Annotated in this window: 26 protein-coding genes, 2 pseudogenes and 1 riboswitch; of the genes and pseudogenes, 17 read left to right on the forward strand and 11 right to left on the reverse strand. The window is 43.4% G+C overall.

Features of this window, described 5'->3' with window-relative positions; genetic code table 11:
- Window positions 1-244: 244 nt before the first annotated feature.
- The gene (locus KQI39_RS06815; RefSeq protein WP_216417378.1) at window positions 245-868 is read left to right on the forward strand and encodes a sugar O-acetyltransferase; all 624 of its coding nucleotides are present in this window, start codon (window positions 245-247) and stop codon (window positions 866-868) included.
- Window positions 858-2,219, forward strand: coding sequence for an MATE family efflux transporter (locus KQI39_RS06820; protein WP_216417380.1), 1,362 nt, complete (start codon window positions 858-860; stop codon window positions 2,217-2,219). The genes KQI39_RS06815 and KQI39_RS06820 overlap by 11 nt, the downstream gene beginning before the upstream one ends.
- On the opposite strand, the gene KQI39_RS06825 is transcribed toward KQI39_RS06820, so the two are convergent.
- Both KQI39_RS06825 and KQI39_RS06830 read right to left on the reverse strand, forming a co-directional pair.
- The gene (locus tag KQI39_RS06825) at window positions 2,212-3,498 is read right to left on the reverse strand and encodes a Na+/H+ antiporter NhaC family protein (protein ID WP_216417382.1); all 1,287 of its coding nucleotides are present in this window, start codon (window positions 3,496-3,498) and stop codon (window positions 2,212-2,214) included. The genes KQI39_RS06820 and KQI39_RS06825 overlap by 8 nt on opposite strands.
- Window positions 3,499-3,569: 71 nt before the next feature.
- Complete coding sequence (locus KQI39_RS06830) at window positions 3,570-4,376, reverse strand: Cof-type HAD-IIB family hydrolase (RefSeq protein WP_148444990.1); 807 nt, start codon at window positions 4,374-4,376, stop codon at window positions 3,570-3,572.
- 282 nt (window positions 4,377-4,658) lie between these two features.
- Between KQI39_RS06830 and KQI39_RS06835 the strand changes: the two genes are divergently transcribed.
- Window positions 4,659-5,192, forward strand: coding sequence for a YgjV family protein (locus tag KQI39_RS06835; RefSeq protein ID WP_173761804.1), 534 nt, complete (start codon window positions 4,659-4,661; stop codon window positions 5,190-5,192).
- Between the two features lie 156 nt (window positions 5,193-5,348).
- Here KQI39_RS06835 and KQI39_RS06840 read toward each other — a convergent pair whose 3' ends face one another.
- The 4 genes from KQI39_RS06840 to KQI39_RS06855 form a co-directional block, all read right to left on the reverse strand.
- Window positions 5,349-6,707 carry a M20 family metallopeptidase gene (locus tag KQI39_RS06840; protein WP_148444988.1) on the reverse strand — a complete coding sequence of 453 codons (1,359 nt, stop codon included), beginning with the start codon at window positions 6,705-6,707 and terminating at the stop codon, window positions 5,349-5,351.
- 92 nt (window positions 6,708-6,799) lie between these two features.
- Entirely contained in the window at window positions 6,800-7,459 is a 660-nt protein-coding gene (locus tag KQI39_RS06845; protein ID WP_216417384.1) for an SDR family NAD(P)-dependent oxidoreductase, read from the reverse strand.
- Window positions 7,456-8,016 (reverse strand): ECF transporter S component, encoded by a 561-nt coding sequence (locus KQI39_RS06850; RefSeq protein WP_173761805.1) that lies wholly within the window; start codon window positions 8,014-8,016, stop codon window positions 7,456-7,458. The genes KQI39_RS06845 and KQI39_RS06850 overlap by 4 nt, the downstream gene beginning before the upstream one ends.
- Before the next feature lie 13 nt (window positions 8,017-8,029).
- The gene (locus KQI39_RS06855; protein ID WP_216417386.1) at window positions 8,030-9,004 is read right to left on the reverse strand and encodes a nucleoside hydrolase; all 975 of its coding nucleotides are present in this window, start codon (window positions 9,002-9,004) and stop codon (window positions 8,030-8,032) included.
- A gap of 117 nt (window positions 9,005-9,121) precedes the next feature.
- Window positions 9,122-9,166, reverse strand: a riboswitch (PreQ1 riboswitch).
- Window positions 9,167-9,378: 212 nt separating this feature from the next.
- On the opposite strand from KQI39_RS06855, the gene KQI39_RS06860 reads away from it, so the two are divergent.
- The 3 genes from KQI39_RS06860 to KQI39_RS06870 all read left to right on the forward strand — a co-directional run bounded on the left by KQI39_RS06860 (window position 9,379) and on the right by KQI39_RS06870 (window position 10,962).
- Complete coding sequence (locus KQI39_RS06860) at window positions 9,379-9,867, forward strand: hypothetical protein (RefSeq protein WP_216417388.1); 489 nt, start codon at window positions 9,379-9,381, stop codon at window positions 9,865-9,867.
- Window positions 9,868-9,879: 12 nt separating this feature from the next.
- Entirely contained in the window at window positions 9,880-10,350 is a 471-nt protein-coding gene (locus tag KQI39_RS06865; protein ID WP_216417390.1) for an ABC transporter substrate-binding protein, read from the forward strand.
- A 174-nt stretch (window positions 10,351-10,524) separates the two neighbouring features.
- Window positions 10,525-10,962, forward strand: coding sequence for a PBECR2 nuclease fold domain-containing protein (locus KQI39_RS06870; protein ID WP_216417393.1), 438 nt, complete (start codon window positions 10,525-10,527; stop codon window positions 10,960-10,962).
- 338 nt (window positions 10,963-11,300) lie between these two features.
- Here the strand turns inward: KQI39_RS06870 and KQI39_RS17310 are convergent, their stop codons facing one another.
- Both KQI39_RS17310 and KQI39_RS06880 read right to left on the reverse strand, forming a co-directional pair.
- Window positions 11,301-11,444 (reverse strand): hypothetical protein, encoded by a 144-nt coding sequence (locus KQI39_RS17310; RefSeq protein ID WP_253293093.1) that lies wholly within the window; start codon window positions 11,442-11,444, stop codon window positions 11,301-11,303.
- A gap of 241 nt (window positions 11,445-11,685) precedes the next feature.
- A complete protein-coding gene (locus tag KQI39_RS06880; protein ID WP_216417395.1) occupies window positions 11,686-12,525 on the reverse strand; it encodes a helix-turn-helix domain-containing protein in 840 nt (279 codons plus the stop codon).
- Window positions 12,526-12,850: 325 nt separating this feature from the next.
- On the opposite strand from KQI39_RS06880, the gene KQI39_RS06885 reads away from it, so the two are divergent.
- The 5 genes from KQI39_RS06885 (at window position 12,851) to KQI39_RS06900 (ending at window position 16,217) form a co-directional block, all read left to right on the forward strand.
- Window positions 12,851-13,462, forward strand: coding sequence for a CHC2 zinc finger domain-containing protein (locus tag KQI39_RS06885; protein WP_216417397.1), 612 nt, complete (start codon window positions 12,851-12,853; stop codon window positions 13,460-13,462).
- Window positions 13,446-13,964: a hypothetical protein gene (locus KQI39_RS17670; RefSeq protein ID WP_330653967.1), complete on the forward strand. Its 519-nt coding sequence runs from the start codon at window positions 13,446-13,448 to the stop codon at window positions 13,962-13,964. The genes KQI39_RS06885 and KQI39_RS17670 overlap by 17 nt, the downstream gene beginning before the upstream one ends.
- A gap of 30 nt (window positions 13,965-13,994) precedes the next feature.
- Window positions 13,995-14,861, forward strand: a complete 867-nt coding sequence (locus KQI39_RS17675) for a DNA primase family protein (RefSeq protein ID WP_330653968.1) — start codon at window positions 13,995-13,997, stop codon at window positions 14,859-14,861.
- 113 nt (window positions 14,862-14,974) lie between these two features.
- Window positions 14,975-15,949 carry a MobV family relaxase gene (mobV, locus tag KQI39_RS06895; RefSeq protein ID WP_216417399.1) on the forward strand — a complete coding sequence of 325 codons (975 nt, stop codon included), beginning with the start codon at window positions 14,975-14,977 and terminating at the stop codon, window positions 15,947-15,949.
- Window positions 15,950-16,025: 76 nt separating this feature from the next.
- On the forward strand, window positions 16,026-16,217 hold the full coding sequence (locus KQI39_RS06900; protein WP_216417401.1) for a hypothetical protein: 192 nt from the start codon (window positions 16,026-16,028) through the stop codon (window positions 16,215-16,217).
- 153 nt (window positions 16,218-16,370) lie between these two features.
- Here KQI39_RS06900 and KQI39_RS06905 read toward each other — a convergent pair whose 3' ends face one another.
- The gene (locus KQI39_RS06905) at window positions 16,371-16,535 is read right to left on the reverse strand and encodes a hypothetical protein (RefSeq protein ID WP_216417403.1); all 165 of its coding nucleotides are present in this window, start codon (window positions 16,533-16,535) and stop codon (window positions 16,371-16,373) included.
- A 540-nt stretch (window positions 16,536-17,075) separates the two neighbouring features.
- The gene (locus KQI39_RS06910; RefSeq protein WP_216417428.1) at window positions 17,076-17,288 is read right to left on the reverse strand and encodes a hypothetical protein; all 213 of its coding nucleotides are present in this window, start codon (window positions 17,286-17,288) and stop codon (window positions 17,076-17,078) included.
- Window positions 17,289-17,484: 196 nt separating this feature from the next.
- On the opposite strand from KQI39_RS06910, the pseudogene KQI39_RS06915 reads away from it, so the two are divergent.
- The 4 genes and pseudogenes from KQI39_RS06915 to iadA form a co-directional block, all read left to right on the forward strand.
- Window positions 17,485-18,597: pseudogene (locus KQI39_RS06915) on the forward strand (DDE-type integrase/transposase/recombinase); the annotation flags it as partial.
- Window positions 18,554-19,180 carry a uridine kinase gene (gene udk, locus KQI39_RS06920; RefSeq protein WP_008391942.1) on the forward strand — a complete coding sequence of 209 codons (627 nt, stop codon included), beginning with the start codon at window positions 18,554-18,556 and terminating at the stop codon, window positions 19,178-19,180. The pseudogene KQI39_RS06915 and the gene udk, both read left to right, overlap by 44 nt.
- Before the next feature lie 121 nt (window positions 19,181-19,301).
- Entirely contained in the window at window positions 19,302-20,747 is a 1,446-nt protein-coding gene (gene nhaC / locus KQI39_RS06925; protein WP_118254341.1) for a Na+/H+ antiporter NhaC, read from the forward strand.
- Window positions 20,748-20,828: 81 nt separating this feature from the next.
- Window positions 20,829-21,989 (forward strand): beta-aspartyl-peptidase, encoded by a 1,161-nt coding sequence (iadA, locus tag KQI39_RS06930; RefSeq protein ID WP_216417407.1) that lies wholly within the window; start codon window positions 20,829-20,831, stop codon window positions 21,987-21,989.
- A 221-nt stretch (window positions 21,990-22,210) separates the two neighbouring features.
- Here the strand turns inward: iadA and KQI39_RS06935 are convergent, their stop codons facing one another.
- Window positions 22,211-22,942 carry an aldo/keto reductase gene (locus KQI39_RS06935; protein ID WP_216417409.1) on the reverse strand — a complete coding sequence of 244 codons (732 nt, stop codon included), beginning with the start codon at window positions 22,940-22,942 and terminating at the stop codon, window positions 22,211-22,213.
- A 143-nt stretch (window positions 22,943-23,085) separates the two neighbouring features.
- On the opposite strand from KQI39_RS06935, the gene KQI39_RS06940 reads away from it, so the two are divergent.
- Together KQI39_RS06940 and KQI39_RS17315 are read left to right on the forward strand one after the other, a co-directional pair.
- A complete protein-coding gene (locus KQI39_RS06940; protein ID WP_253293095.1) occupies window positions 23,086-25,035 on the forward strand; it encodes a recombinase family protein in 1,950 nt (649 codons plus the stop codon).
- Window positions 25,010-25,585, forward strand: a pseudogene (locus KQI39_RS17315) (ABC transporter substrate-binding protein); the annotation flags it as partial. The gene KQI39_RS06940 and the pseudogene KQI39_RS17315, both read left to right, overlap by 26 nt.
- Window positions 25,586-25,785: the final 200 nt, after the last annotated feature.

The following is a 25,785-nucleotide window of genomic DNA, read 5'->3' on the forward strand; positions in this document are numbered from 1 at the left end:
TATATAGATCATATTCATACCTCGCAGGATTGTTATAAAGTTAGATAGAAAACCGATAGAATAACTTAAAAATATACAATATAATTATAAAACGAAAAGATGCTTCGGTCAATGTCCGCGTAAACTGTGAGGCAGATATAGTGGAGCATGCCGCCGTCCTCTCCGGAATCACTCACAGTGCGTCAGGAGACATCGGGCATTTTTTTGAAGAAAACAAAGTGTATTTATAAGAGAGGGATTTACAATGGACAATATTTACAGAAGAGATCACGAAATGGCATACATCTCCGATGATGCAGTAGTGGCGCAGCAGAAAGAAACAAAAAAGGCCGTCCGGGAGTACAATGAGGCCATGCCTTTTGACCCGGAAAAAGGAATGGAATGTCTGGAACGTACAGGACTGAAACATAAGAAAAACGTATATTTTGAGCCACCGTTTCACTGTGAGTACGGAAGCCATATCGAAGTCGGGGAGAATTTTTATGCCAACACCCACTGTGTGATGCTGGATGTGGGAAAGATCACCATCGGGGATAACGTACTGTTTGGTCCTAATGTAGGTATTTGCACAGCCGGACATCCCATCCATCCGGAAAGCCGTAATTCCGCTTTTGAGTACGGGATTCCTGTCACCATCGGGGATAATGTGTGGATCGGCGGAAGCTGCTGTGTTCTTCCTGGTGTAAAAATTGGAAACAACGTTGTGATCGGCGCGGGAAGCGTAGTGACAAAGGACATTCCGGATAATGTATGTGCAGCCGGAAATCCCTGCCGCGTGATCCGCGAGATCACCGATGCAGACAAGCCATATTACTTTAAAGATCGGAAATTTGATGAGGAGGCATGGGCAAAAATAAATGAAAAATAAAAAAGACCCGGCATTCACCAGAAAGCTTATAAGCCTGGTGATGCCTATCGCTTTTCAGCAGTTTATGCTGGCGCTGGTCAGTGCATCCGATGCCCTGATGCTGGGAGTGATCTCACAGGATTCTCTTTCCGCAGTATCTCTGGCGGGGCAGATAACATTTATCCACAACCTTCTTCTGGAAGCAATGACCATCGGCCTTTCTCTTATCGCAGCCCAGTACTGGGGAAAGGGAGATATTCCGGCAGTGGAGCGGATCTTTGCCTTTGTGATGAAAGTTACCACTGTGATCTCTCTGGTCTTTACCCTGTCCGCGCTGCTGATCCCGGGAATGCTGATGAGGATCTTTACCAATGATCCGGTACTGATCCGGGGCGGTTCCCTGTATCTTCGTGTGATCGCGGTATCCTATCTGCTTACCGGAATCTCGCAGATGTATCTCTGCATCCTGAAAAACAGCGGCAGAGCGGCAAAAAGCAGCATGATCAGTGCCACCAGTGTGGTAGTAAATATTTTTATCAATGCAGTGCTGATCTATGGATTGTTCGGAATGCCAAGAATGGAGATCGCCGGAGCCGCACTGGCAACAGTAACGGCCCGTATCATTGAAGTTACATGGTGCGTTCTGGAAACTGTGGGAAAAGATCAGGTAAAACTCCGGGCAAAATATCTCCGCAGAGACGATCCTGTTCTCAGGAGAGATTTCTGGAAATATACAACGCCGGTGATCTGCAATGAGATCGTCTGGGGAACCGGATTTTCCATGTATTCCGTAATTATGGGACATCTGGGAAGCGATGCGGTAGCTGCCAATTCCATTGCGAGCATTGTCAAAAACCTGGCCGGATGCTTCTGTATGGGACTTGGAAACGGTGGCGGTATCATGGTAGGAAACGAACTGGGAGCCGGAAAACTGGAGAAAGCCAAAGAATACGGCAGAAGGCTCTGCCATCTGTCTGTTTCCAGCGGAATCGTATCGGGACTGGTGCTTCTGGCATTCAGCCCGCTGATCCTCCGTGTGGCCAATTTAAGCGTTACAGCGGAAGGATATCTTAAGGGAATGCTGCTGATCTGTGCTTACTATATGATCGGACGTTCCGTAAACGGAGTAACCATCAGCGGGATTTTCTGTGCAGGCGGAGACAGTAAGTTCGGATTGTACTGCGACTGTATTTCCATGTGGTGCATTATGGTCCCGCTGGGCCTTATCGCCGCGTTTGTGCTGAAACTTCCGGTGCTTGCGGTATACTTTGTCATCAGTCTGGATGAATTTGTGAAGATACCGGCTGTGTATCTGAATTATAAGAAATATTGTTGGGTGAAAGACCTGACAGTAAAAACAGACCCTACCTGATCAAATGCACGACCAGCCCCCACAGCGGCAGTAGATACAGATAAAACGCTACTCCGATACTGCTGTTTGGCGCACCGATGGCAGCCAGTGGAACGGCTCCTGCAATGGACCAGGGAATCATGGGTGCAATGACCACCACCGTATTTTCCAGGTCCAGGGCAAAGGAAGATTTTTCCGGATTGTTTTCCCTGCACAGCTGGCTGGTGAGCATGATGGCAAGGGTCTGGTTGCAGGAGATGGCGGAAGTGACAATGGAAGTCAGTAAGGTTGTGCCATAAGGGGTGATCCTGGAGCCCAGTTTTTCCATCAGGGCTTCAATTCCGTTCAGAAATCCGGTTCCCTCAAACATGCCGGAATAGCAGGAAGAAATTCCAACGATCAGGTAAACACGCAGCATGGAAAGAAAACCGCCGCCGCTCATCAGCTTCGCAATTTCCCCATCAGAAGGAGAAAATCCCGAAAAACATAAAGCAGGAAGTTCCGAAACCGGAAAGTGCTGTACCAAAACCGCAATGACCATTCCCACCAGTCCGCTGATGGCAATGGTCTTTTTTACATCCACATGAAGAAGGGAAAGTACCAGCACGATTACAACAGGAAGAAGCATCAACGGCGAGAACGCATAATAATCCCGCAGCAAATTTCTGGTAGTATCCGCAGCAGATCCTGTATGGACGGAAAAACCAAGAATTCCATACAGAATACAGCTCAGTATAAAGGGAACCAGAGCACTGCGTGTCATATTCCGGATATTGGAAAAAAGATCTGTTTTCGTCAGATCGCTGACAAGAAGTGCACTGGTGGAAACAGGAGAACACCGGTCCCCGAAAAAAATCCCGGCCAGGATTGCGCCGCCGGTAAGAAAGGCTGGAATCCCCATACTGTTGGCCATAGTCATACAGATCACGCCGATGGTGGCGGCACTTCCAAAGGAGGTTCCCGTAAGGAAGGAGATCAGACAGCACAGAAGAAAAGACGCCAGCAGCATCACGGAAGGAGTACAGATGGCAGAAGCATAATATACGATATACGCAATGGAACCACAGGCCCGCCAGATCGCTGTCAGCATACTGATCAGCAACAAAGTCAGCAGAACATTTTTTACCGTGAAAATTCCGTTCCGGGAAAAACGAAGCATCTCTTTTACACTTTTTCCGTGGAGCAGCCCATAGGAAAAGAACAGAATGTACCCGAATACCAGGGCAAAAACAACAGAAGCACCGGTGACTACACATGCGATGAGACTGGCTGCAAACAGCGCCAGAAATAAAAGTTCCATAGATATTTTTTCCTCCGTGATACTGAGAAGTCTTTTCGTATTATACCAGTATGGAAATAGGAAAACAATTGTTACATTATCAGTTCACGAAGTGCATGAGCGATACCGTCCGAATTATTGGACAGTGTAACCTTATCAGCGACAGCCTTTACCGCATCTTCCGCATTTCCCATGGCAACACCACAGCCGGCGGCCTGGAGCATAGGAATGTCATTTTCGGAATCACCGAATGTTGCCGTGTCAGCCGGATCAATACAAAGGCGGCTGCACACATCAAGAAGAGCTTTTCCCTTATTGATGGAAACCGGGATGATCTCCAGATAAAAAGGTGCTGTGCGGACAACACAGAGATCATCAGGAAGATGGTTGCGGATCATATCCTGAATGTTCAGGATTTCAGTCGGATCAACAGATAGGAGAAGTTTTATCGGGGAAAAATCCAGAAAATCTGCAAGGTTATCGACTTCTATGCATTCCATCTGATTGTTCCAGCATTCGTATTCCACCTTATATCCATGAGCATCTTCCACGTAGAAACGTTCGCCGTCGTCCAGGATTACAGTGACAGGAAGCGCTTCCAGAAAGTGTAGAAGTTCCCGGGTTTTATTAAGATCCATATGGGTTTGTGAAAGAAGTTGTCCATCTGTGGCATCTATAACTTTTCCGCCGTTGTAGGCCATGAGGATGCCGTGGTGGTCACAAAGGCGCAGCTCACTGGCAGCAGAATAAAGTCCGGGTACAGGTCTGGCAGAAGCCAGCATTACCCGGACTCCCTGTTTCTGAAAGTTCAGAAGTGTGCTCCGGGTATCTTCTGTGATCTTTTTTTCATCGTTGGTAAGTGTACCGTCAATATCAAGTGCGATTAATTTTAATGTCATATAAGAATTCTCATCTCCATGTTAGACTGTGAGCAAGTAGCGAATGCGGATTGCGAATATCCGCTTGACCCAAATCAAATAAGTCCCCAGCAGGGGTGATTTATATGAGATATTATAACACAGGTGCTTTCTTTTTCCATAAGATTTGTTATTATCAGAAAGAAAAGTCAGATATGAAAGGGGTTTGTCAGAGTAAACGGAAATAGAAATATGGCTGAGATTATGATATGATCTGGAAGGAAAATATATTTCACAGAAACAGATAATAATTTTGGAGGAATAATGTCAATTCGTTTTTTATTAATACAGGGGATAGGATTTTGGGGAACCATCTTATTTTTTTTATCTTATCAGTTCAGGAGTAATAAATCACTGTTTCGGGTTCAGTTTTTTTCCTATCTGTGTTATACGGTACATCTGTTACTGTTAGGGGCAGTTACCGGTGGGATAAGCTATATACTGAATACCGTGCGTTCATTCTGCCTGGGAAGCAAAAATGATATTCTGAAAGGAAGACGGATGTGCTGCCTGCTTTGTATATTGCAGGTGACAACGCTGATCTTTACCTGGACCGGATGGTGGTCGCTGCTTCCGGTTGTGGCTAATATTGCGGCAACGATAGGTGGATACACATACAATGCACGGAAAATCCGCCTGGTTGGAATGCTGATCAATTCACCATTGTGGATCATATATGATATTGTTGTTGGTTCCTGGGCGGGAATATTAGACGAAATTGTCAGTGAATCGTCTATGGTGATATCCATTCTCCGTTATGGATGGAAAAATATGGATTCATCAGAGAGTGAAACATAATAAGACAACAGAAAACGGAAAATCATACACAAAAATTAAATGAATTTTTTGTATAAAACATATATAATTGAATTATTTTCCCTGAAAATAAAACAGGTTCCGGCAGAAGTAATCCTCCACTTCTGTCGGAACCTGTTTGACGTTTCAGTGTGTTTTTTAGATAGCAAGCAGATTTCTGATTGCTTCCATATAGATCAGGACTGCTTCTTCCATACCGGAAACCAGGATAAATTCGTCGGCTCCGTGGATGCGGTAGTCGATTCCCTCTTTTTCAGGTCCGAAGGCAATGATATTTTTGAGGGATTTTGCATAAGTACCGCCGCCGATGACTACAGGTTCGTGTTCTGTATCGCCAGTTACATCGGTGTAGGCTTTGTACAGGGCATTTACAAGCGGAGATTCTTTCGGGAAGAACAGCGGAGCGCCGATCTCAACGATTTCAATGCGGCCGTTTTTGTCTTCCAGTTTACCTTCGCACATTCTGCGTACATCTTCTTCTTTCAGTGTTACAGGAACACGGATATCAATGGTACAGGAAATTACACCGTTTTCGGTTTTTACAACTCCGTTGCAGAAAGTCAGCTCGCCGTACTCGTCTGCAAATTTCAGTCCGATACCGGAACCATCGCAGGCGGTGCCGAGATGGGAATTATAGAATTCTACAAAATCATCTTCAAATCCGGCTTTTGCAAGGCACTCAAAGGTTACGCCTGCGGCATTGACACCAAGGGCCGGTGTGCTGGCATGGGCAGGAACGCCTTTTGCGTAGATGGTCAGTTCTCCGTTTTCTTCGGTTACTTTGTATTCCTGGAGCTTGCTCTGGGATAAGGCGGATTCCAGTTTCTCTTTCAGGCCGGTATCTGCAGGGATTACGGTTGTGCAGGTGTCGCACATTGCGTTTGCTACAAATCCACCATTTACAGAAATGATCCGGGTATTTTTGGAATAGGCCATCATAAATGCACGGCCTTTTTCACCGTGGATACATGGGAAGCTGGCATCCGGGGTAAAACCGCAGGAGAGTTCTTCTGCTACCTGGTTATAATGTTCCATACATTTGGAACCGGTCTCCTCGTTGCAGCCCATGATCAGACGTACTCTTTTGTTCAGCTTTACGCCGTGGTCACGGAGAAGTTTCATGGCGTAGAGTGCTTCCAAGACGGGACCCTTGTCATCGGTGGTTCCACGTCCGTATACATGGTCGCCCTCACGGGTAAGTTTAAAAGGATCGTAAGTCCAGTCACCACCGACTGGCACAATATCCAGATGTCCGGCGATTCCAACGATTTCATCGCCCTCACCCATTTCTGCATAGCCGCAGTAGTTATCCAGGTTTACGGTTTTGAAGCCAAGTTCTTCGGCAATCTTAAGACCCTCTTCCAGAGCTTTTGCAGGGCCTTCACCGAAAGGTTTTCCTTCGGCAGGTGTGCCAAGCTGGGAGTCGATGGCAACCAGTCTGCCAAGGTTTGTGAGCATTTCTTCTGATAATGAATGGATTTCCTCTTTGATGTCCATAGTGATTTCCTCCTGTTTACGGCGTTTTTTGGAACGCTGAATATTATGAGGTCTATTATAACACAGATCAGAAAAGATAGCAGAAGAGATTTTTATGTTTCATCCGGCCAGATAAAGTTGCAGTTTCCGGCTTCCAGGCCGTCGATGAGAATATTCTGACCGGTGCAGAAGCGGTTTTTTACAGAGATAAAATAAATCCATTCCGCAGCTTCTTCCACAGTCATCCACCGCTTCATAGGAGTCAGATCCATGATCTGATCCCAGAGTTTTTTGTCCTCCATGACCGGACGGTTCAGCTCGGTCATGACGCCGCCGAAATCCAGACTGTTGCAGGTGGCCTGGTAAGGCGCAATCCGCATTGCCACATTTTTGGTATAGGCCAGAACGCCGCCTTTGCTGGCTGCATATTCTGGGAACTCGGAGCCGGTGTGACCGCTTGCGGAACCGATCATCACAATGGAGTAAATATTGGCATGGATTCCGTAATGTTCGGTAATGGAAATGGTTCCTTTTAAGTTTACGTCAATGTCATTTCCGTCCTGCGTTCCAGCATTGTTGATCAGGATATCCACAGGAGGGAGTTCCGGGTAGGAATCCTTATTCCGGATATCCAGGCAGAAATGGGTATATCCAGGCGGCGCGATCGTAGCAGCATTTTTATCAAATCCATAGACTTCATGGCCTTTTTTCAGAAAAAACTCCGCGCATCCTTTTCCAATTCCGGAGCTGGTACCTGTAATAAGAACTTTCATCGGATAAAACTCTCTTTCATATTTTTGCGTAAGGCACCGATCATAACAGCAGCCAGTGCAAGACAGAGAACACGGTCAATGTAATCGGTGACAAACTGGACCACAAAACAGCTTCCGACCATTCCAAGAGGTGTTTTGGAAAGAAGCTGTACAAGAATGGAGGAACCAGAAGAGGTGATTCCGCCAAATAAAAACGCGGTGATGCAGGAGCTGATCAGGGTTGATGGAAGGGTGATTGCAACAGCTGCCGGAAAAATCTGCCATTTTTTTGGCTGGAATTTCCGGTATACAAGACCGGTCACAAAACCGAGAACAATTCCCACCGGAGCATAATACAGAGAATAAATATCCACAGTCATTCCCATCAATAATCCGCTGATGAGATTAGGAAGCATGCCATAAAACGGTCCAAGAATGGAAGCAATAAATACAGTACCGATACTGTCGAGATAAATGGGAAGTTTCAGAAAAAGCGCGATCTGTCCGCCTACGAAATTAATACAGATGGCGAAAGCGATCAGGCAGATTTTCTGTACGTTTATTTTTTCTGTTTTCATATTCAGTCACTCCTTATATTAAATCCTGCAAAATATCTAGTTTTTCCGGTTCCAGGCCAAGAATCCTGGAGAGGAACAGCTGGAAGAATGCGTATACGTCTACTTCGGTCAGTACTTTTGTATTTGGAGTTTTTCGATAAAAATTCATGGAATCTACAACGGACTGTCCGAGAGTAATGCCTCCGGTTTCAATCTGTACATAGGAATCCAAACCCTGGCAGATATCTGGATTCAGGAAGTATGCCACTGCCAGTGGATCATTGATGACACAGCCAATGATATGCTCCCATTCCCAGTGGAAGTCAAAATAAAATTTCGTGATCTTTCGGATAAATTCACCGGTTTCCTTATCCAGGCGGCAGATGTATTCCAGAATAGTAGGAGTGAGAACGATCTTTCTTGTCACATCAAGACCGATCATGTGTATCATTTTTCCATTCTTGTAAAGGGTGTCATAGACCAGTGCGGCAGCATCCGGATCGCACCAGTAGTTGTACTCTGCAACAGGAGAGCAGTTTCCGTGGCTTTTGAAGGAACCGCCCATAGATACCAGTTCCTCGATCTGGTCAAAAGCTTCCGGGTCTTTCTGAATCAGTTTGGCAAGATTGGTCATCGGTCCGAGTGCGATTACGGAGACTTTTTCTTTTTTCAGCACATCGGCCAGAAAATCTACGGCACCGATTTCCTGCTGATATCCAAGCACCCTGGGCAGAAAGCTTTCGCCAAGACCATCTGCACCGTGAGTGTCCAGAGCGTTTACATAGTCACGTTTCAGAGGCTTGTTTTCGCCGATATAAACCGGTATATCCAGCCGGTTCATATGCGCTAGGATTTTTTTGGCGTTTTCGAATCCCATTTTCACCGGGGAATTTCCGCAGACAATGGTGATTCCAAGCACTTCGACTTCCGGTGATTTTAGAGCCAGCATAATCGCAAGGCTGTCATCGATTCCCGGGTCACAGTCAATGATAATTTTTCGTTTGTTCATTTTGTTCCTTTCCAACTTATGTCAAAGCAAAAAAAATGCTATTGTTTATCACCTCCAATAAACAAAAGCATCAGCAAAAAGGCTGCTTATTACGTGCAGCCGGAAATTCTTTTTTTACTTTGCCTAGTTTTTTATACTGGGAGGTTTTCGAACCAGTTTCGTTGCATATTTTAACATATGATTCATGACGTGACAATATTTTTGAGAAAAAAAGCACAGCAGGATTTCTTAACGGAAATTATGTTGACGCAGGATAACCCGGCATTGCATCATGGAAATCAACCGATCTTTCTACGCTTGAGATTGCCAGAGTGGGAATCAACAAAGGCAGTGTGCAGGTAGATCTTTTTTAGGAGTGGTGTGAGAAAAACAATGTGAAATGCCAGGTCGAGCTTTATGAGAGCAGTGAGCAGAGATATGCAGACATGAACAGCGGTAAGCTGGATGCCATTGTTTCCACAACGGTTGCGGAGAAAGAAATTTCCAAATATCTCTGGAATTCCATTGTGAAGATCGGATATTCCCCATACTATTTTGCAGTCAGCAAAAAAAGTCCGGAATTATATGATGAGATGGAAACTGCTCTTTTGCAGGGAGAAGTTGATACGATTTTTCCTGTTTACGGCAGTTACTGGATCGCGGAAGATTATGCAAATCCGGAAATGAATGTGAGACAGTTCCTTCAGAAGCATGTGATCCTTGTTGTGCTGGTTCTCAGTGTTGTACTGGCACTGATCATGTTAAGATGTACGAAGACAAGATCCAGTCCAAACAGGGCAGAAGAGACTGAGAAAACGGATAATACCTTTGAATTTGAACCTTTTAGGACCTTTATGCATATCCTAACAGCAGAAGTTTCTTAAAGGAGTATCTGCATGAAAAATAAAAAATGGATTTCACTGACGGCAGCAGTGGTTTTGGCGGTGACCGCGCTGCCGATGACGGCTTTTGCTGCTAAGAAGGACGGGGCAGAGGAGAAGATTACGAAGGTTACATTAAATGAGGTAGCGCATTCGATTTTCTATGCGCCGCAGTATGTGGCGATTGAAGAGGGATATTTTGCAGAGGAAGGTCTGGACTTGACACTGGTAACTGGTTTTGGCGCAGATAAAGTTCTGACAGCTCTGATTTCTGGTGAGGCAGATATCGGTTTCATGGGAGCGGAAGCATCGATCTATGCATACCAGGAAGGCGCCACCGACCCGGCAGTAAACTTTGCCCAGCTTACCCAGCGCGCCGGAAACTTTCTTGTGGCAAGGGAAGAGATGAAGGATTTTAAATGGGAAGATCTGAAAGGCAAAAAAGTTCTTGGCGGCCGTAAAGGTGGCGTACATATATCAATGTAAATTATGAGACGATTGTGATTTTGTGTAATTGGGTGGATGGATTGAATAGTGCGAAGAATCTAGTTTCTACTTGTACATAGTAAAGCACCTGTGTTATGATAATAACGTAGACTGGTTGTGCAAAAGGGCGCAATCACAAACCAAGAAAAGTTATTGGCAGAAAGGAGAACCATTATGAAGTATAATCAGGTTCGTATAGGAGATGGCGTTATCGTTAAAGAGAAAAATATTGTAATTCACAGCCTTGGAACTCTAGACTGGGATATTTATGATTGTATTTCCAGTAACCACATAGCTGATGAGGTGATTATTACAGAAGAACAAATGATGCATATTCGTGAAAGGCATCCAGAAGCATACATAGATACGATGCATTACGTAAGAGACATATTAGATGATCCGGATTATATTTTCAGGGACAAACGTCCAAATACTGGTTTGGTTGTTAAAAAGATCCTTAATGGCGAGGAAAGTTCTCTTCTGGTATTGAAAATCATAACTTCTGATGATAATAAGGATTATAAAAATTCTGTGATTACCAGTTGGAAAATAACTGAGAAGAGGCTGAATAACTACTTGCGTAACAAGGATGTTATTTACAAAAAAGCATAATTGGGGTATAATATGTATAAGATAGTAAAGAGATTATTTGAGGTGGTAAATTTCGTTGCAACCACGCACCCTATGGGTTAAAAGAGATGCAGGAGCCGCGACGCCTGCCAAATAATCTCTTTCATCTATAAATGCTCTGTTCCGAAAGGATAGGGCTTTTTATTTTGCAATAAAACGTATTCTTTCTTTCAATTCATCACTAAATTCTTCCAGATCCTCCATAGTAATAGCACCTTCATTTAACAATGAAGTTATATTGTAGATACAGTTAAAACGGTGATCATTCTTAACTGTACACCTGTATCTTTTTTATCATTCCGTATTCGTTCTTCCAAAGCTCAGAAATTTTCTGAAGGTCTACCATCGCCATTTAATAAATCAATATACTCTTTATTCAATTTGTCCATATAGGCTTCTTGCCAATCGGCAATTTTTTCTCTGAATAATACCCAGTCTTTTTTCGTAAATCCATATTCTGACATATTTATAATTCTCCTTCGATTGTAAAAGAAATCTTGATATATTTTATTATCTGCCATATCTGGCAATATTCAAGCAGGGGTATCCAAAGGGGCGGCACTTCCCTTGGCACACGATTTTCCGTCAGGAAAGTCTAGTGTGTTATACCTTTATAAAATTGTGGCTGCCGGGAAGAAATTCTATATCCTTGCGATTATCCCCAATTCCCGGCATTCTGTGCTGAAAGGTATATCCATACTTACGTCAGCTATTCTCTGAATTTTTCTCAGATACACTATTGTCACAGATATATTTTGCCAAATTCTGCACCATTGCAAGTCCCTCATCATTCAGATCTGTTGTTTGCCCCATATAATAAGCTACTGCATTTGCTACGTCAGTACTTGTAATATCGGAAGCCGGCTTATCAGGCAATGCATTCCGGATCATCTGTACGGCTTCGGCTGTAGCAACCGCTTTTGTTGGTTCTTTTTTCTGCATACCAGATTTAATATCACGTAATATTGCCATAAACTGAATCTTGATTTTTTCAATGTCTGCTTCATTTGCTCCTAATTTTTGTGAACTTACAAACTGCTTATCTTTTATAATTTCTTTTCTTTTTGATGGCTCTGCAGTCATCATATAAGTTAGTTGATCAACAGCAAAATCAATGACTTTATTTCGTGCCATGATGCCCTCAGCAATGGTATCATCAAAATAATTCCGAATCATAATACATAATTTTGGAAAATGTTCATGTTCCAATAATCGGTTTAAAATATCTACATCTATTCTTCTGGTAATCAGTCTCGTTACCGCTTCTTCCGACAGTCCAAGTTCCGATATATCATAACTTTTGGGTGAAGTAATCTGAGTGATTCCAAGCAGATAATCAGTAGAAACATGAAAAAACCTGGCGGCATCTATTACAATGCTTATATTAGGATTTTTTGTTTCACCGCTCTCAATACGACTGATTTGTGAATGAGTCACATGAAGCTGATCAGCCAATTGTTTTTGGCTTAAATCATGGTCTTTCCGCAAATTACTCAATCGGTAGGCAAGACTTGTTTCATCTTCTATTAAATCAGATTTTCCCATTGTTTCGTCACCTCCTAAACTACTTCCATTATATCTGTGCCTGTGCAAATTTGTAATTTTTTATCAAATCGTATTCTTGATTTTCATTGTACGTGAATAAATCAGGGGTGCGATTTTTTCATGCTAAACTGTCACCATGATCGATCAGACAGAACCTTGAAAACTAAATGACCGTTCCGGAACTTCATAAACCGCCACGATTTTCTGATTAGAAAAGAGCGCTCACAAAGAGACGACACAGCGCCGAGAAGGGTTGCCTGTCAGGAAAGGAACTGGATAAAACGGCACAGCTTTAAATTCAAACTTATACGAGGAGGAAAATAGAATGAGATTATTTGAAACAATAAAAGAAACTGTAACAGTCGGACAGGCTGCCGAATATTATGGCATGAAAATTGGAAGAAACAACATGATCTGTTGTCCATTTCATAATGACCATCACCCAAGTATGAAACTGAATACCACTTATTACTACTGTTTTGGTTGTGGTGCTACCGGAGATGTGATTCAGCTTGTTGCAAATCTGTTCGAACTGAGTAACTATGAAGCTGCCAAGAAAATTGCTGTAGATTTTGGTATTACACCAGACAATCCACCAGTAATAGCAGCTTTGAAAAAGCCAGAGTACATGGAAACAAAGAACAGACAGAAAGAATTACGTGAATGCCAGAAAATAGTCTGTGAATATCTTCATCGTCTGGAAAAATGGAAAGCACTGTATGCACCGAAACGACCAGATTTACCTATGGACGAACGATTTGAAGAAGCATGTGAAAATCTGAGTTATATCGAATATCTGGCAGACTATCTGACCTTTGCAGATGAAGAGGAAGGCTTTGAAGTTGTAAAATCCATGAAAGAAACAGGCTATCTGGGAGATTTGAAATATCTTTCAGGGCCTCGTGATGAGGAGGATACATATGAAGAAGCAGCTTAGTAACTATCCAGTTTGGTTTGACGGAACCAATATCAATGAAGCTGCCTTTTGTGAGGAATTTCTCCATACGCATAAAATACTCTTTGCCAACAATGCATTTTTTACTCCGGAGGGGCGGATTACTGATGATCTGCCCCTTCGTGGGGAAATATTCGAAAGTCTGAAACATTATGCCATTAACAATGTTCCACGCAAAGTAACTAATATTCTGGAAGTTATGAAACTGGCAGCTTATATAGAGGATTTTCCACCGGAAGCCAATAAAATTCATCTTGCAAATGGAACGCTATATATAGATGGTACATTTATCCCTGAAAAACCAGATATTGTACGAACACGTCTTCCGGTCAATTATAATTCAGATGCACCAGAAGCTGCCACATGGCTGTCGTTTTTAGATCAACTGCTCTACCCAGAAGATATTCCAACTTTACAGGAGTTCATAGGATATTGTCTGATTCCAAGCAACAAAGGGTGCTGTGTGCCAGTGGCACACGTTTAGCACCGACCGAAGCGGAGCGTAGACCAACGAATGATGATTATAAAGGGTAATGGTGGCGAGGGAAAATCACAAATTGGTGCTGTTCTTAACAGCTTGTTAGGCTCAAATATGAAAGACGGAAGTATCGGTAAAATTTCTGAAAACCGCTTTGCCAGAGCTGACCTTGAACACATTTTATTATGCGTAGATGATGATATGCGAATGGAAGCTCTGAAACAGACCAGCTATGTAAAATCCATTGTTACTGCTCAGGGGAAAATGGACTTGGAACGTAAAGGAAAGCAAAGTTACCAGGGGTGGCTTTTTTCCAGACTGCTTGCATTCAGCAATGGTGATTTGCAGGCATTGTATGACCGAAGCGATGGATTTTACCGAAGGCAATTAGTGCTGACAACAAAGGAGAAAACTGCTGATCGTGTAGATGATCCCTATCTGGCAGAAAAAATGAAGAATGAAGCTGAAAGTATTTTTCTCTGGGCATTTGAAGGGTTACAACGGTTAGTCCGTCAGAATTTTAAATTCACAGAAAGTCCCCGTATCAAGGCGAATCGTGAAAATGTGAAACGAGACAATAACAATGTACTGGAATTTTTAGAATCAGAAGGATACATTCGTTTTCAGCCAGAAGCAAGTGCAAGTTCCAAGGAACTGTATGAGAGCTATCGGCTCTGGTGTGAAGAAAATTCTATGACTGCATTAAAAAATCGTAGTTTCTCAGATGCTATGATTGCTGTTCAAACAAAATACAATCTGGTACATTGCAATACAATAAAAAATTCTGCCGGGCGACGAGTATGGGGATTTACGGGAGTAGAGGTTATTACAAAGCCGTCCTATACAGATGGTTTTATGGACGCTTCCCAGTGTACGTACGTACCAAAAGAATGGACAAATTAAATCTGGTACGTATGTACGTAGTAATTCAATGTAAGTTACACATTATATTTTTCAGGCTGGCTGTCGGAAATAACATGACAGTTAGCCTGTTTTTGGGAAAGGAGGAAGTACAAATGCAGAAAGCACAATACGGTATTTTAAGATTTGCAAAATACAAAGGACCTGAAATCAGCAATATTGAAGCACACAATGAACGAAAAAAAGAAAAATATGCCAGCAATCCGGATATAGATAACAGTCGAAAAAATCTGAATTATCACTTGATTGAACCAGTCGGAAAGTACCGGGCAGAATCGAATCGACTGATTGAAGAATACGGATGCCGGACACGCAAAGACAGTGTACGTGTTGTTGAAGCCTTGATTACTGCTACACCAGAATTTTTCAAAGATAAGAAAAAAAGTGAAATCAGAGCGTATTTCCAAACCGCTTTGGAATTTATTGAGAAGTATCAGGATTCAAAGACAATCCTTTCGGCTGTGGTGCATATGGACGAGAAAACTCCGCATATGCACCTTTCTTTTGTCCCGATAACTCAGGATGGAAGACTTTGTGCAAAAGAGATTCTTGGAAATAAGAAAAAGCTGACCTGGTGGCAGGATGAGTTCTGGAAACATATGGTAGAAAAATATCCAGATTTGGAACGAGGAGAAGCCGCCAGTATGACCGGGCGTGAACATATTTCGCCACGACTTTTTAAAGAAGCAGCACATCTTACCCGGCAGGCTAAGCAGATTACTGATTTACTGGAAAACACAAATTTCTTTAATGCTGGTAAAAATACAGATAAAGCAGTAGAACTTTTACAAAAATTCTTTCCTGCAATGGAGAACTTTCAGACACAGGTTCGGAAATATGATAAGACAATAAGTTCCTTAAAGTCAGATAATGCAACGTTACAAAAGCAGAAACAGGTTTTATCCAGGCAGGTAAAAGAAGCAACGTCCAGTAGTATCCAGAAGAAAATGGACGATGCCAGACTCAGAGCTGACTATGAAAATCTCCAGAATCTGATGAATCGTATTCCACCAGAAATACTGGAACTGGCAAAACGAGGACAATTAAACCATTCAGATCGTGAACGATAAATTTATTTTAAAGTGGACAGACACGAAAACTGTCCACTTTTTATATGATAGTTATAGAAAAATTAACAGAAAGGATGTGATAACCTTGCGGAAGCCAACGTATTATCTCTGGCGTAACGATTTTTCTTCACAGGAAGAATTTGAAGCTGAACGTAAGAAATATGTGGATATTGGATTTCGTGTTGTCACATTTCTGGATGGGAATTCAAACACCAATATTCATGATGGAATTAAAGCACTGGTTAAAAATCACTGGGGTAGTGTATAATTTAACCAGTGTTTTAATTATACACTTGACGGGTGGCACACCAAAATCAAGGCATTCAGGCTCTTTTGTTTTGCCCCGGAAAAGGCAGGGTACCACTCAGGGTACCAAAGCCGGTACCCTGCGCAGTACCCTAAAAGGCATCATGATCAGGCTTTATTTCTCCTGAATTTCTTTGCCGCTGATATGTTCAATTTCTATTTCAAAAAGCTGTACAGCTTTTCCCGAGCGTTTGATTTCCTCATCGATCAGTTGTTCATTCGGATAGTATTTCACCGCAATCTTTTTCAAGATTTCCGTTGTTTCTGCACTTTCTTCCAATAAATGGCATCTGCCAAATATAACCGTGCTCTATACAAACGGTGCCCACTTCTCTTCTTTGATGGTTTCATTTCCATAAACAGTAAAACATACCTTGTCGCTGGCTTTTAATGCATCGACTTTATGTTATCCAGCATTTTATAACAAACTCATTTTTACTTTTTCATGCAAATTAAAAAAAGTCTCAGCATAAGATAATCTGACGTATTTTCCCGCAGATTATTTTATCCTGAGACTTCTTGTGTTATCATCTTTGATTGAAACCTGTAAATATAATGAAAGAAGCAGAAATCCCACCGACCAAAGTTTGATTTCTGCTTCAAGCAATAAACATAGCTCTCGCCACGTCCTCTCTTATGATAACAATCAAAACAGAAAATTACAACCATATTTCTCAAGATTTTTATAACAGATTTTTATAACAAAATAATAGATTCTCTTGATCTGACCCTGATCCCATGTACCTGTGGGCACTCTGGATCCCTGATCCGCCATGGTTCCTATAAACGGAAGATCCCGCTTAAGGACCGTATCATTACTTTAACGGTTGTTCGTGTTTACTGCAAACACTGCGGACATACCCATGCCCTTCTTCTGTCTTCCTTTGTACCTTATTCCCAGATTCCCCTGACAGTACATATATCCAGTATCCTTGCCTGTGAACAGAACTCCTCTATTCGTCCCGTTCTTGCAGGTCAATGCTGTGTTGACGAAAACAACATCAGATCCATCTTCCGTTCCTACCGGCTCCATTGGCAGGAACGTCTCCGTTCTGCCGGTCTGACACTTTTCAAACTTGCTTTGCTCGTAACAGGCTGCTTTTCCTGTTTCCGTAGGCAGTTTATGCAGATTAAAACCACCTGCAACAAACTTTTTCTTTTACCAACATAACCTTACACGACAGATACTTCCTGGTCCGTTATCCTTTAGAAAAAGGAGGAAAAATTAAATGAAACAGGAAAAACAGCAGGCGATTGCACTGATGCGCTATGGCGCAATCGCACCACTTATTGCCGGTCTGGATGAAGACTATCCAAGCAAGACCGCTTTTTACATGGAACTATCCACCAAAGGACTTGTCGGACCGGATGGCCGCGTGCATCACTATGCACCCTCAACCATCGAAAAATGGTATCTGGATTATCAGAACCACGGGTTTGATGCCCTTATCCCGAAAGGACGCTCTGATGCAGGTATGAGCCGTAAACTTGATGATGAATTGCAGGAACGGATCCGGTATTTTAAAACGAATTATCCACGCATGTCGGCGGCAGCCATTTACAGACAGCTCAAAAATGATGGTTTCATCATAAACGGACAGGTTTCCGAATCCACAGTCTGCCGCTTCGTCAACCAGCTCCAGATCGAACTGCGGCAGACTCCAAACCGGGATATGCGCCGTTATGAACGCCCGCATATCAATGAGGTGTGGTGCGGCGACAGCAGTGTCGGACCACACCTTACTGATGCAGATGGCAAAAAACACCGTATTTACATCATTGCCCTGATTGATGATGCCAGCCGTTTTATTACCGGGATTGACGTCTTCTACAATGATAACTTCATCAATCTGATGTCCGTCATGAAATCAGCCGTATCAAAGTATGGCCGGCCAAAGGTACTGAACTTTGACAATGGAAAATCTTATAAAAACAAGCAGATGGAACTCCTTGCTGCCAGGATCGGTACAACACTCAGCTACTGCCAGCCATATACCCCAACTTCAAAAGCCAAAATCGAGCGCTGGTTCCGTACATTAAAAGACCAGTGGATGGCTTGCCTTGATATGCGTGATTTCCGCTCGCTGGATGAACTGCGCGGAAGCCTGTATGCTTATGTGCAAAGCTATAACCTGGCACCTCATTCTTCCCTGCGCGGCATGTCACCACAGGATCGTTTCTTCTCTGAGCCAGATCATATCCGCTGTCTTACGCAGGATAATATCGACTAAGACTTCCTTCTGGAGATTGAACGGCGTGTTTCGGCAGACAGTGTCATCGTCATTGACCAGATCGAATATGAAGTGGACTGCCGGTTCGCACGCCAGCGGATCCGGCTCAGGTAAGTCTACCTTTACAAACAGAATCAAAGCTTATTTTGGGGATGACGTGGCGGTTTTATACCACGACAATTACTATCGCTGTCAGGATGGTGTCCCGTTCGAGCAAAGAGTGACGGTAAACTACGATCATCCGGATTCTCTGGAGACCGACCTTCTGATCGAGCATTTGAAGGAACTGAAAGCGGGAAGATCCATTGACAGTCCGGTCTATGACTACAGCCAGCACAATCGTTCCCACGAAACAGTCCGGATCGACCCGAAGCCGATCATCATTGTAGAGGGAATCCTGTTTCTGGCCGATGAACGCCTGCGCAGCCTGCTGGATATCAAGGTTTATGTGGAAGCAGACTCGGATGAACGAATCCTGCGCCGTATCTCCAGAGATGTATCGGAGCGCGGACGTGATCTGAATGGCATCATCGAACAGTATCTGACCACGGTAAAGCCGATGCATTATCTCTATGTAGAACCGACCCGTTCCAAGGCAGATGTGGTCATCAACAGTGGTAAGAATGATGTGGAGTTTGATCTGTTTGTGTCAAAAATCGGTCAGCTTCTGGAAGAACGAGAGAAAGAAAATTAAAAAAGTACAAACTTTTAGTTGTGGCCCTTCTCCTTTTCTGATATAATAAGTCCGGATTTTAAGATTCTGCCGTGATAAAATGTGAAACTGTCGCGAATGAGGCTAAAAGGAGGAATTACAAATGAAAGAAAAGAAAAAACGGGCCAAACGTCTGCCCACCTTTGCGGAATCGATCACACCGATCATCGCAATGCTTCTGATCCTTACCATTGGAAAGGGCGTGTTCGGCTACAGCACGGAGCCGCTCCTGATCATGGTAGCAGCAATCGCGGCATTTATCGCGTTCCGTGTGGGTGTTACCTGGGATGAGATGATGGATGAGATCTGTACCAAGATTGCAAAAGGTATGCCGGCAATTCTGATTCTGGTATGCGTTGGCGCTATGGTTGGTACCTGGATGGCAGCTGGTACCATTCCGATGATGATTTACTATGGTGTTCAGATTGTAAACCCGAAATTCATGCTGGTTACAGCATTTCTGATCGAGGCTGTTGTATCGGTTGTTACCGGTACTTCCTGGGGTTCTGTCGCAACCATGGGTGTTGCCCTGATGGGAATTGCAAGTGCTCTGGGTGTGTCTCTTCCGGCTACCGCAGGTGCATGTATCGCAGGTTCCTACTTCGGTGATAAGATGTCTCCGCTGTCTGATACCACGAACCTGGCTCCGATCGCGGCAGGCAGCACACTGTATGAGCATATCGGACATATGTTTTACACCACCGTTCCGGCAACCATCGTTTCTCTGGTGGTATATGCCATTGTTGGTATGAACGCAGATGTAAGTGCAGATATCACCTCTGATACTGTTACTACCTTATTGAGCCAGCTTTCTTCCATGTACAGCTGGAACCTACTGCTCATCATTCCGGTGCTAATCGTGCTGGGAGGTTCCCTGTTTCAGAAGCCAACCATTCCGGTTATGCTTCTTTCCACCTTTGTAGCTGGCATAGAGGGTGTTTTCATTCAGCATGTAGCAATGGGTGATGTGTTAAAGGCAACGGTAAACGGCTTTAGTGTATCTATGATCCATCGCGCAGGCTTCGACACCGAGACTTGTTCCGAGGCGGTTACCAAGCTGTTAAACCGTGGTGGTATGAACGGCATTATGAGTACCACACTTCTGGTATTCTGTGCATTCTGTTTTGCAGGCATCATGAGCCGGGCCGGCTGTCTGGATGTTGTACTTCAGAAGATTTTAAGCGTGGCAAAGAGTACCGGCGCACTGATTACCGCAACGGTGGCAGCCTGCATTACCATGGCACTGACTACCGGTAACTCTTATCTTTCCATTCTGATTCCTGGAGAGATGTTCCGTGACGCTTATAAAGAGCGCGGACTTGCGGCAAAGAACCTGTCCAGAACCCTTGAGGATGCCGGTACTGTAGTGGTGCCGCTGATTCCGTGGTCCGCAGCAGGTGCCTATATGGCATCTACCCTTGGTGTAGAGACCCTGGATTACCTTCCGTGGGCAATCCTGTGCTACACTGGCTGGATCTTTGCAATCATCTGGGGCTTTACCGGATTCGGTATCGCAAAGCTTGCTGATGAGAAGAAAAAGGAGAACTAAATACGAAAGTCTTGTTCCACCGGGATTCCTGATTCCGGTGGAATTTTTGAAGAATAAAGAAAAGGCAGGAGAATAGACATTATGATCAAGTTACTGAAAAACGCGAATGTTTACGCACCAGAGAAATTGGGAAAAAAAGATATCCTCATTGAGGGAGAGAAAATCCTTCTGATGCAGGATTCTATCGAAGGCTATGAGGGACTCCCGGGAGTGGAGACTTATGACCTGGAGGGAAAAATCGTTGTTCCGGCTTACATTGACATGCATGTGCATATCACCGGAGGCGGTGGAGAGCAGGGACCGGCATCCCGTGTACCGGAGTCTCAGCTCAGCGAATTTTTAAAAAACGGTATTACCACCGTGGTTGGCCTTCTGGGTACAGATGGCGTAACCCGCAGTGTAGAGAATCTGGTAGCAAAGGCCCGTGCCCTGACCGAGGAAGGCATGACCGTGTATACACTGACCAGCTCCTACGGTTACCCGCCGACCACCCTGACCGGAAGCGTAGAGCGCGATATCATCCTGGTTCCGCCTATGATCGGTGTGAAGGTAGCTGTATCTGACCACAGAAGCTCCAATCCGGGCGGGGAAGAGCTGATCGCCCTGGCTACCGCAGCCCGCAGAGCCGGTCTGCTCAGCAACACACCGGGGCTGGTGACTATGCATATGGGTGACGGAGAGGGAAGACTGGATCCGGTATTCTATGTTCTGGATCATTCCGATGTTCCGGCCAAGAACCTGCTACCGACCCATATTTTACGTAATCCGGGCCTGATTGATGCCGGTGCGGATCTGGTACGCCGCGGCGGTTACATTGACTGCACCGCCGGTGCCGATGATATAGAAGTAGAATCTGATGCCATGAAGCTTTACGAGCTCTTACATCGCGAAGGCGTGAAACTGGATCATGTCACCATATCCAGTGACGCATTCGGAAGCCAGCCACGCTTCAACGAGGAGGGCGAGTGCATCGGCCTGACATACGCATCTCCGAAGTATCTGCACCGCACCATTCAGATCCTGGTAAGAGAGGGTATGCCGCTGGAGGCTGCCTTACAGCTTCTGACCAGCACTCCGGCAGTGCTCCTTGGTCAGGAAGGAGTCAAGGGCTGTGTAGCAGAGGGCGCAGACGCAGATCTTCTGGTACTGGATGAAAATCTCGACATCAACAGCCTGTTTGCCCGTGGCCAGGTGGCTGTGTGGGAGCAGGAAGTGAAGATGAAAGGCAGATTTGAGCAGTAATGTTTTTATGATATGAATTGAAAGAAGCGAAGACCATCATGGTTGATAGGTTTTCGCTTCTTTTTATTTATTCTGATATAATTAAATTGACGATGATACGATTAAAAGAAATAATGAAATACAGATGAAAACCAGAATCATAGAAGATGGGTAAAAAAATATGAGAGAATATGCCACGCCATCATATTGCTCAACGATAAACAGATCTGCCAATCTTACCTCTATTTGTCAAAATTCATTGCTTCTCTTTCTTCTTTTGTCAAAGCCCATCCCAATGCACCGGCATTATCATTTGCCTGTCTTACAGAGCGAACTCCCGGAATCGGAACTACCTTGACACGTTCCTGTGTTATGAGCCAGTTAATTGCCACCTGTGCTATGGTTTTTCCATGGGCAGTAGCTATATTTTCCATGATCTCCATTAATGGCTCCATTTGTTTAATGTCAGTCTCTTTTGGTTTAGAAAAAAGCCGCTTCACAAACGAAGTCCCATCGTTCCTTTCTTTTGTCAGATCCAGATGACCAAAATACGAAGTTATCACATATTGAATTGGCACCTTTTTCCCATCACGATAGTTTCCTGTAAGTGTCCCCTCAGCCAGTGGCGCATATGGAATTATGGAAATGTTCTCTTTTTCACATATCTCAAACACTCCATTTGTTTCCGGGTATCTACGGATTACATTATACCCCACCATAGCACTTGTAAGGGAAGAGCCCTCAGATTTCAATGTTTTTGATGCTCTTTTTATTTGCTCTACATTAAAATTACAAACTCCAACTGCCCGGATTTTTCCTGCCCTCAACGCATCTGCCATATAGCGCATATATTCTTCAATCCGATCATTTTGTGGAGGCATATGCATCTGATATAAATCAATACACTCCACTCCTAATCTTTTCAGGCGCCCATCCAACGCCTCCAGCAATGCCTTAGGATCGTCTTTTTTCACGGAATTTTTTTCTGTGTAAGAGGGTTCATTTTAGATGTTTTTAAGGATCTTAAAATTTTGTCATATACATTTTTTATTCTGGATATACAATATAATTACATAGTGGATAATAATCATATTTACATTTCGTGGAAGGAACATCTATGAATGCAGGGTATGTCCGTCTCTCCAGAGATGATGATAAGAGAAATTATGTTTCCATAGAAAATCAAAAGCTGATTATCAACCAGTATGCAGCAGATCAAGGCGTGGTTATTGACCGCTGGTATGAAGATGATGGCATTTCCGGTTATATCTTTGACAGACCGGGATTTCAACAAATGATGGTTGATCTGGATAAAGATATTGATACCGTATATGTCAAAGACTTTTCACGCCTTGGCAGACATAATGCAAAGGTTCTGCTTCTTCTGGATGAATTTCAGGAACGTGGAAAGCATCTGGTCGTGATTGACGATAATTATGATTCTATGGATTCCAGTGACGATACGATTGGTATTAAGACATGGTTTAATGAACGATATGTGAAAGACACCAGTAAGAAAATCAAACGTGCCATAGGAGCCAGGCAGAAAGAGGGAACACTGATTACCAGACCACCGTTTGGCTATCGCCGTAATGAAAAGGATAAGACTGTTCTGGAAATCGTACCAAAAGAAGCTGAATATATTAAACAAATTTATGACTTATATCTTTCCGGTTCTGGCTACCGCAAGATTGCCACGTATCTGACCGAGCAGGGAGCACCTACTCCATCTATGATACAGCGTGAACGTGAAATAGAAGAAGGCAGATTATCCAAAAGGCAGGTAGCATCTAAATGGTCTGATGCCATGATAAAAGAAATTCTGGATAATGATTTTTACATTGGTACCTTTCGTTTGAAAAAACGTGCAAGAAATACGGTTCATGGCAAAGATAAACGTGTACCAAAGGAAGAACAGTGTATTTTCGAGAATCACCACCCGGCAATTATTGATAAGGCTACTTTTACTCTGGTACAGGAATTAAAGGAAAAACGTAACCGCACCAATTATCGGGGAAGCCGGGGACAGTGGCTTGGCTCAGAGATTCCGAATCCTTTTGGCAGTTGTCTGTTCTGTAAGGATTGCGGAAACCGTCTTACACCAATTAAACGTCAGACTTCCAGCAGGGAACGGAAATATTACATCTGTACCACTTATAATACCAAGGGCAAACGTTATTGCTCCAAGGCACATTTAATTGAAGAAGATGATTTGATGGAAGATGTTCTGACCTATATCAAAATGTGCCGAAATGCTCTCTGTGAAGTTATTTCCACTTATGATTTAAAGGATTTTGAAGCAGAAAAGAAAACAATAGAGGAAAAACGGCAGGAACTGCACATAGCTATCAATGAGCGAAAAAGTCAACTGAAAGTTCTGCTTACACAAAAAGTAAAAGATCTGGCGGTTGCTGAGGAAAATGAAGATTTAATCAACGAGACTTACGATTCTATGCAGAAAGATTTATTTGCTCAGATTCACGGCCTGGAAATGCAGATTAAGGAACTGAATGAAACTGCCATAGAAACGCCTGATGTAAAGGATAAACTGAAGAATGCCCTTGAGGTGGTAGACAAAATCATTGCCGGAGAAACTCTTGACCGAAGAGATATTGAGCTGCTGATTGAAAAAATCGTGGTGGACGAAGATGGGATGCCTGAAATCACATTAAAATATGGATTATCCAATCTGATCAGTTACAGTCCGGCAGATGAAATGAACCGCAGAGAAAATACCATTATTGCGGTTGTGATGAAACTGATTGCTGAAGATGAACGTGGGTTTACTTCTGCAAAATATCTATCGGAGCATATTACTGATTTGGGATTCAAGAAAACAAAACAGAGTATACTTCCATATATTGAACTGATGAAGGAACTTGGGATTCTTGAAGCTACAGATAATCCGCTGAAGCCATACAATATTATAAAATCAAAAGAAGAAATAGCACAGCTTGCCAAAGACTATCTGCCGAATTTATCACCAGAAACCACTGCAAAACAGCTATCAGATGATTATTTACATGGTATTAGTGACGACAGGTGGCATGCCGGAAATGGTATTTGAATATATTCTGAAGAAAAATGGCATCGACCCACAGAAAGATCTGACTATCGATCAGAGTATTGACTTCGGTTCTACTGCAGCGGCTTTTACAGGGGATGATTCTGCGGCGTATACCGTAGAGTTCGAGCCATCTGCCACAATTCTGGAAAAGGAAGGAGCAGGCTATGTGGTGGCATCGCTTGGTGAAGCATCCGGGTATGTTCCTTACACATCTTACAGTGCAAAAGCAAGTTATATGAAAAAAAATCCGGAGATCATCCAGAAATTTACCAATGCACTTCAGAAAGGAATGGACTACGTTCAGAGCCACACGCCGGAAGAAATTGCAGAGGTGATCGCACCACAGTTTAAGGAAACCGATCTCGACACGATTACTACTATTGTAAAACGTTATTATGATCAGGATACATGGAAAGAAAATCTGATTTTTGAAAAAGACAGCTTTGAGCTTCTGCAGGATATTCTGGAAGATGCAGGAGAGCTGAACACACGTGCAGAGTATGAAAAACTGGTGGAGACAGAGTATGCACAGAAAGCGTGTGAGAGTTAAATGATAAAAGTTTAAAAAAGTTTAAATATCATGAGAAAAGCCTGCGGTTTTTGCAAAAATCGCAGGTTTTTGTATACATAACTATAAATGAGCAAGTTCGTGATTTTGCATAAAAGAAAGACACCTCGATTCCATGTGTTGTATAATGAAAGTGCCAAAACAAACATTTGCAACATTTACGAAAGAAGGTGTCTCTCGCA

This window comes from Blautia sp. MSJ-36 (assembly GCF_018917985.1).
Classification (GTDB): domain Bacteria; phylum Bacillota; class Clostridia; order Lachnospirales; family Lachnospiraceae; genus Blautia_A.